Below are 6,400 nucleotides of genomic sequence, written 5' to 3' on the forward strand. Positions count from 1 at the left end.
CAGAAACAAGCCTTGTTCAATCGGCCTTGAAATTTCTGAAAATACCGGAGTATAACCAAAGCTATCAGGTGAATTAAAAGAACTAAGACGAGGCAGACCGGCGACGTCCATCCTTTGCACCACTTATTGCGGCCCAAACGGTAAAACCAATTCCAAGGACCAGCAAGATTAAAACGATCTCAGAGTCAGTCCACAACGGGTACTTCCAGATAACTGTACTGATTGTTGCTACTTGACAAATCACCGGTGTGTACCAAACACTCTTCGGATGCGCCAGGCAAATCACATAACAGGAAACAACCAAAAATGCATCGTAAGCGAGTGCGAATGCAATCAAGATGAAGTTACTTTTTCGATGTCCCTCATCGTCCAGGAAACCGAGAAAGAACAAAGAAACCAGCATCGCCAAAACAGCCCAGGCCCAGGCAGGATTCTCTGCAATACGTCGATATTTGACTTTTTCCCCCATGGCAGGAAATTTAATACTCGTCAAGAGGCTGTTTTCAACATAGAGGACAGCCTCTCTATTAATAATTACTCACCAAACCGGAGATAAGTTCCCTGAAAGCAAGCATTTGTTAGCTGTTTCGCCCTTGAATTTTCAGTAAGCTAAACCGGAGAAGCTGTTATCCCGTAAACGGATGAAAAGAAAAGTTTACAAATCATGAAAACAAAAATATTCCGGTTACTCGTTATTGTGTTCGTTGTGCTGGTTTCAACCTCAACTCAAAGCAATGCCCAGGATCAGAAGGAAATAGTTGATCTGAGCTTTGAGAAAATGCCGGAATACCCCGGCGGAGATATTGCATTAAAAAACGACCTCGATTCGTTAATTAATTTCCATAAAGGAACCATTAAAAAAAACATTACCGGTAGCGTATATGTTCGTTTTACCGTTGATCAAGACGGACTGTTGAAGAATTCTGAAATCTACCGGGGTATCGATGAGGATTTAAACAAAGAAGCCTTGCGGGTAATTGGTTCATTAAAATCATGGAAGCCGGGCATGGAATCAGATGAGCCCATTGTGGTCAACTACATCGTGCGATTCGACTTCATGCCAAATAAAAAGGTAGAATGTCAATGTGTGAATTTTGCATCGGCTGAATATTAAGCTTGAAAACCAGTGCTCTCCCTGCTTTCTTCAAAAGAAGTTTTGCGCTCCAATGCCGATTATAACTTCCAATCCGGTAGAACCTGCCTGATCTCTCACTTGGCAATTTCCATCAATTCAGCTTTGGTATAGTTACCGGCAACACCGGGTTTATGGGCCAGGTAAGCTACAATTTGCTCATTTGTTAACAGGTAGCTTTCTTTTAACCCATTCATGATCGTTTTCAAGTATGCAGGAACAGGTTTCGTTGTTGGCTGGCTATTTTCCTGAAAGGTAAAGGTGAAGATTGGGAAATCGTCGTGCAGCCCCAGAAAAAGAATATTTCCATACCACGAATCTTCTTTGATTACCAGACTTCCTTTCTTTTCGATGCTCTTGAAATCAATCGTCAACGCTTCGTCGGTATCAATCTCCTGCTCAACAAGATCCCGAAACTGATCTTCTGTTATCAAATACATCCGGCCGTAGGTTTGTTTCGACTCATCCTCACTGGTTTCAATAAAGGCAACACCCCCTTGCGACCAGGTTTCCGATTGTCGTGCAAAATACAGCTGCCGCTTGATGATTGTCTTCTCACTACCCAAAGGCAATGTTTTATCCAGACAACCTTCGTAAACCCGTTCTGTTCCCTCGGGGCTGCCACCAAGCAAGTAGCATAAAAACCGCTCTTCCCAAAGGTTGGATCCATAACTTGCATACCAGATGTATTTCTTTTGCTGTTCCATTGCTTCGTATCGCTGCATCGAAAAGTCTTTGATATTGTGGATGGCTAAAGTTACGAAATTCTTCTTCCGGCACTGAACTTCATCCAAAGACTAAGACAGAGGCTCTAACATCACTGTCTCGAACCGGAAATATCCTGCAAATTACGGATAACAAGCCTCCTGTCACTTCGTAAACAAGCAGTAAGGGTGGATCCAGTGTTTGGATACCGCCTTTTTTGCTGTCCATGAAAATGTACGGCTTTGTTAGCCACTCGTAAAGTCGTTTTTTACAACTACAATACGAGATTACAAACGATGAATTGATGTTTCAGAAAAACCAAAACCATGAAAAACAAAATCACACTTTGCTTATTCCTCATGAGCATTTTACTGCTATCCTGCGGGAAGGAAGATTCCAACGAAATCTCACTAAGTGAATCAAACACCACCTTAAACTTTGGCGACGAATACCAAATTAATGCAAGCTCCGGAACTGACATTAGCTATACGGTAAAAGATGCTTATCATGCGACTGTAACAGCAACAGGACTAGTTACAGCTATGTATGTTGGCGAAACGGATATTACGCTAAACAATGGTGAGGATATGAAAGTCTTTAGCCTGACCGTTGCAGCAACGCAAAATCTTTACCCGGAACCGGATTTAGCGTATGGCATGTCCAAAAGCGAGCTTATTCAGCAATTTGGAACACCTGATGTCACAACCGAAAATGGTATCGGCTATGATAATTATTCAAGTAAAGCTCCGAATCTCTTGATCGTATTCGATTCAAACGATCAGTTAATTGCTTATGCCGTATTAGTTAGATTTGCCTATGCTTCAGATTTAGCAGAGTTTTTAGTCGAACGTTACCCATTAATCGAGGAGGATACAGAAGCAGAAGAGCTCTGGTTCGCAAACGGATTAACGGAAGAAACAGCAACCATGTTTATCAGTGCTGGGTTATTTAACAGCTCATATTTAATAGCAGCCTACTATTATATTGCGGCACTCACCGAATCATCGTCACGAAAAAGCGCTGCAACATTTGATCGTCTCAACCAGTTGAGAGAACAATTCAAACAAATACATTGATTCCATAACCCGAAAATATCTTATTGGAAATTCCGGTTTTCTGTAAGCCAGTTGTCAATAGAAATCCCCCACTTGCCTCTCGTTTCCTCTATGTTAAAACGAGGGGCATTTGGATTTTATTCTTCAGTCAATTCACCCAATGCCTTATCTTGTATGTAGGGAATATTATATTTGATAAAATATTCGGCTTTCGTTAATTCCCGGCCCAGATAAGCGCAATGGTCCAGCCTGGAGATCAATTCTTTTTCAATAATGGTGTAGTAAATACTTGCAGCATCATCACCGGTAACGGTATGTACTAATTCTCCGGTGTTGGCATAATATTCAACGTATATCTTACGCTCTGTTTGATCCGGGATAATCACAAAATAACCTTTAGGGTCGAATACCAGCTTTTCCGGGTTTTGTGCGATAAGCTCCTTTCCCGGTTCTTCAATCATCGCTTGTTCCGGAAATGCCTGCCTGGCTTTTGAAAGCGCGATCATCACCGCTTGAATGATGTCGTCGGTTGAATTATTTCCAATAAGCTCGACTAACTCAATTTGAGCCTGAAAACGTTCAACTTGCTCCCGGTTCAGGTTTTTCACCAACGGACGTTTCCCTTTTGCTCCAATGATTCTGTTGGTCTCACTTATGCCATTTTTATGCAAAGCCAGCAATGCCTGCCCGGCAAAATGGCCATCCATCATGTGCTGCCCGCTTTCGTTACCGCAAACAAGTAATGTTCGGATGTTGGGATTCGAGATCATGTTTTTCACAATTTTCTCAACACCTATATTTTCGGTTTCACAGTAACCAACCAGGCAGATCTTATCTTTCAGAAGCTTGAACAGTTCCTCAGGCAGCTCTTTATTCGATAAGGTATTAATGGCAACAGATGCCTTCTCATTTCCGACCAAATAATCGCCCTTTTCAACGGGCCACTTGCTTTTGGACTTGGGTGTATGGCATCCGCAAGAAAGAGACGAACAAGTAACCAGGTTCCCGGCAGGTTTATCATCCCTCATTTCAAACAAATGATTCGAAAGCCCGGCCGGAAGACAGGGATTACATCCCAGGCAATCATATTTCTTCTGAGCCTTAATCTTCTCAAGGAGTTTCCCCGCCTTTTCAGCAAGCTCCTTCTCCTGCTTAGCTTCCGCAAGTTCAACAAATTCAGTTAAGGTATTCACATTGCAACCGCAAAAGGAACACTTCTTGATCTCCGAAATGGTTGTAAGCTTTTCAAACAGTTCCTTTAACGACGGTTGGCTCTGATCCGGCAGGTATACCTTAACTATTTCAAATGGTTTTCGATTCATCTATCTCAACTTCCTCTGTTCTTTTGCGGCAAACGTTAAATAGGTTCCTTCTACAAGCATGCGACAAACTTCAATTTTTAAAATTACAAAACCGCGCCAGATATTCCTGTCACCCCCGCTGAATTATTTAACTACTCTTTTAATATTCGCTGCTCTACGCCTACATTGGTCATTTTCACAGGGTTGATAAACCCATTTTTATCAAAAGTCATTTTGTCGATACAAGTTTCACGGTGATAAGGAATAGTTGTATCCAAAGGACGGCGATGATAAATGATATAATAATCGTCCGTATTGGGAATATGAATTACCGAATGATGACCAGCACCTGTTGCAATAGTCGAATCTTGCTGTAATATTTTTGCGATCCGTTTAAAAGGGCCGGTTGGGGAATCTCCGATCGCGTAAGCTACACTGTAATCGGGCCCCATCCAACCACCTTCCGACCACATGAAATAGTATTTACCATTTCGTTTGAATAGAAAAGAGCCTTCGACATAATGCTCAGGGGTAATTTCCTTGAAACGCTCTCCATCATCAAACGATTCGACATGCAACAGATCCTTACTGAGTTTAACAACATTGCAATGTCCCCAGCCTCCATAATAAAGATAGTGCTGCCCGTCATCATCGCGGAAAATAAATTGATCGATTGGCTGAGCCCCATTTTTAATCTCATTAATCAGAGGCTTCCCAATAGCATCGTGGAAAGGTCCGGCTGGACTATCTGCAACAGCCACACCGATACCACCAACCTGATCTTCATTCTGAATGTCGTTGGCCGAAAAGAAAAGGTAATATTTGTTATTCTCGTGAATAATCGAGGGCGCCCATAAAGCATACGATGCCCACGCAACATCTTTAATATCCAACACATGAGGATGCTTTTCCCAGGTAATTAAATCTTTCGAAGAAAAGGCATTAAAGAAGGTTGGTACAAAATAGTGTTTATTAATCGCGTTTTTTCGTACGGCCAGCTGCTCCTCCGAAACATAGGTTGAAGTATCAGGCGTCCCGTAATGATCGGAATAAGTTGGGTAAATCCAATATTCGTCACCAAAGATTGCTCCTTCCGGATCGGCATACCAACCGGGCAAGATTGGATTTCCGGAATAAAGCTTTTTTCCACCCTGTTCCTTTTTCGACTGGCAAGAACTGGCTATAAGAACAAAAAGGCAAAAAGTCGTCAACAGATGCGTTTTCATGAAATCTCTTTTTTAAGTATTAACATTTACAACAAGGCCGATAGGAAAGATTAGCTCAGTGACCGAGGACCAAAGGAATATTCCCCCATTGGAATACTTTTATTCCATGCTGAAGAGGAAACGATTAAATTACGGCTGTACGAGGTTCGATCTGCTAGTTACTATTTTCCCACTGTAATTCGAAAAATCATGCTGCCGGATATTAAGAATTTAACATTTCGCGAAATCCGGATTGCATAACAGAAGAACCAGAAAACAACATCAATTCAGGATAAGCATCTTTCAAGCTTCGAATGGGCTTTTGAAGTATGGTTGATTTGCCAATAGATATTATACCCTCTGCTGGTTCGGTTTATAAATCCGAACCAGCAGAGGGTTCCTTGCTATCTCACTACCGTATAGTAAACATCCAGTTTAGGTCGAATCGTCGCATCCGGATGATCACTTGAGGCAAACAGCAAAATTTTATAGGGGTCCTCATTCTGGAATTTCAATAAGAATCCGTAACTGTTAGCCTGATCATTTAAAATATCGGCAACCAGGTCCGAAATATTAATATCTGTAAAATCCTGCGTAGCTGAAACCGAAGCAGGAACACTAACCTGATCAACTGAAGTTGTCGATGGTTGATTGTTCCATGTTATGGTTGACTCTTCCCAGGCTGAAGTAATCCGTTCAATCACAAAACTATTATCTCCGCTATGTCCCGCACCATAAATAGAGGTATTGTTATAATAAAAGGATATAAAAGCACTATCTATTTGTGCATCAGCAGGAATCGAACTTAAATCAAAATCAATTGCCACCCGATTTACATTTAACTCACCGTTTTGCGTCCAGGCATACAGATGGATATTTTCGTTGTCCCCCATATTCCGATCCGGAATCAGAAAACTAAAGTTAGCATCCTTCCCATCAATGCCATCAGGTTGTAAACTTAAAACGACCTGTTTCTCTGACGGTTCGTTACCCTCTTTTTCG

General features: G+C 41.7%; 7 protein-coding genes. 2 read left to right on the forward strand and 5 right to left on the reverse strand.

Annotated elements, in window-relative coordinates:
• Positions 1 to 82: 82 nt before the first annotated feature.
• Positions 83 to 469, reverse strand: a complete 387-nt coding sequence (locus AC37HE_RS02050; protein ID WP_500781109.1) for a hypothetical protein — start codon at positions 467 to 469, stop codon at positions 83 to 85.
• Positions 470 to 664: 195 nt separating this feature from the next.
• Here AC37HE_RS02050 and AC37HE_RS02055 point away from each other — a divergent pair, with 195 nt between their 5' ends.
• Positions 665 to 1,114, forward strand: a complete 450-nt coding sequence (locus tag AC37HE_RS02055) for an energy transducer TonB (protein WP_500781110.1) — start codon at positions 665 to 667, stop codon at positions 1,112 to 1,114.
• A 95-nt stretch (positions 1,115 to 1,209) separates the two neighbouring features.
• Here the strand turns inward: AC37HE_RS02055 and AC37HE_RS02060 are convergent, their stop codons facing one another.
• Entirely contained in the window at positions 1,210 to 1,857 is a 648-nt protein-coding gene (locus tag AC37HE_RS02060) for a hypothetical protein (RefSeq protein WP_500781111.1), read from the reverse strand.
• Positions 1,858 to 2,163: 306 nt separating this feature from the next.
• Between AC37HE_RS02060 and AC37HE_RS02065 the strand changes: the two genes are divergently transcribed.
• Positions 2,164 to 2,913 (forward strand): Ig-like domain-containing protein, encoded by a 750-nt coding sequence (locus tag AC37HE_RS02065; protein WP_500781112.1) that lies wholly within the window; start codon positions 2,164 to 2,166, stop codon positions 2,911 to 2,913.
• Positions 2,914 to 3,029: 116 nt separating this feature from the next.
• On the opposite strand, the gene AC37HE_RS02070 is transcribed toward AC37HE_RS02065, so the two are convergent.
• The 3 genes from AC37HE_RS02070 to AC37HE_RS02080 all read right to left on the reverse strand — a co-directional run.
• The gene (locus AC37HE_RS02070) at positions 3,030 to 4,214 is read right to left on the reverse strand and encodes a DUF4346 domain-containing protein (RefSeq protein WP_500781113.1); all 1,185 of its coding nucleotides are present in this window, start codon (positions 4,212 to 4,214) and stop codon (positions 3,030 to 3,032) included.
• Positions 4,215 to 4,345: 131 nt separating this feature from the next.
• Positions 4,346 to 5,419: a glycoside hydrolase family 43 protein gene (locus AC37HE_RS02075; RefSeq protein WP_500781114.1), complete on the reverse strand. Its 1,074-nt coding sequence runs from the start codon at positions 5,417 to 5,419 to the stop codon at positions 4,346 to 4,348.
• A 383-nt stretch (positions 5,420 to 5,802) separates the two neighbouring features.
• A partial coding sequence (locus AC37HE_RS02080; RefSeq protein ID WP_500781115.1) for a DNRLRE domain-containing protein occupies positions 5,803 to 6,400 on the reverse strand: 598 nt, incomplete at its 5' end.

Source organism: Mangrovibacterium sp. (genome assembly GCF_059905295.1).

Excerpts from the sequence above, each read along its gene's own strand:
- AC37HE_RS02050 (WP_500781109.1), bottom strand. The coding sequence starts at position 469 with ATGGGGGAAAAAGTCAAATATCGACGTATTGCAGAGAATCCTGCCTGG.
- AC37HE_RS02055 (WP_500781110.1), top strand. The coding sequence starts at position 665 with ATGAAAACAAAAATATTCCGGTTACTCGTTATTGTGTTCGTTGTGCTG.
- AC37HE_RS02060 (WP_500781111.1), bottom strand. The coding sequence starts at position 1,857 with ATGCAGCGATACGAAGCAATGGAACAGCAAAAGAAATACATCTGGTAT.
- AC37HE_RS02065 (WP_500781112.1), top strand. The coding sequence starts at position 2,164 with ATGAAAAACAAAATCACACTTTGCTTATTCCTCATGAGCATTTTACTG.
- AC37HE_RS02070 (WP_500781113.1), bottom strand. The coding sequence starts at position 4,214 with ATGAATCGAAAACCATTTGAAATAGTTAAGGTATACCTGCCGGATCAG.
- AC37HE_RS02075 (WP_500781114.1), bottom strand. The coding sequence starts at position 5,419 with ATGAAAACGCATCTGTTGACGACTTTTTGCCTTTTTGTTCTTATAGCC.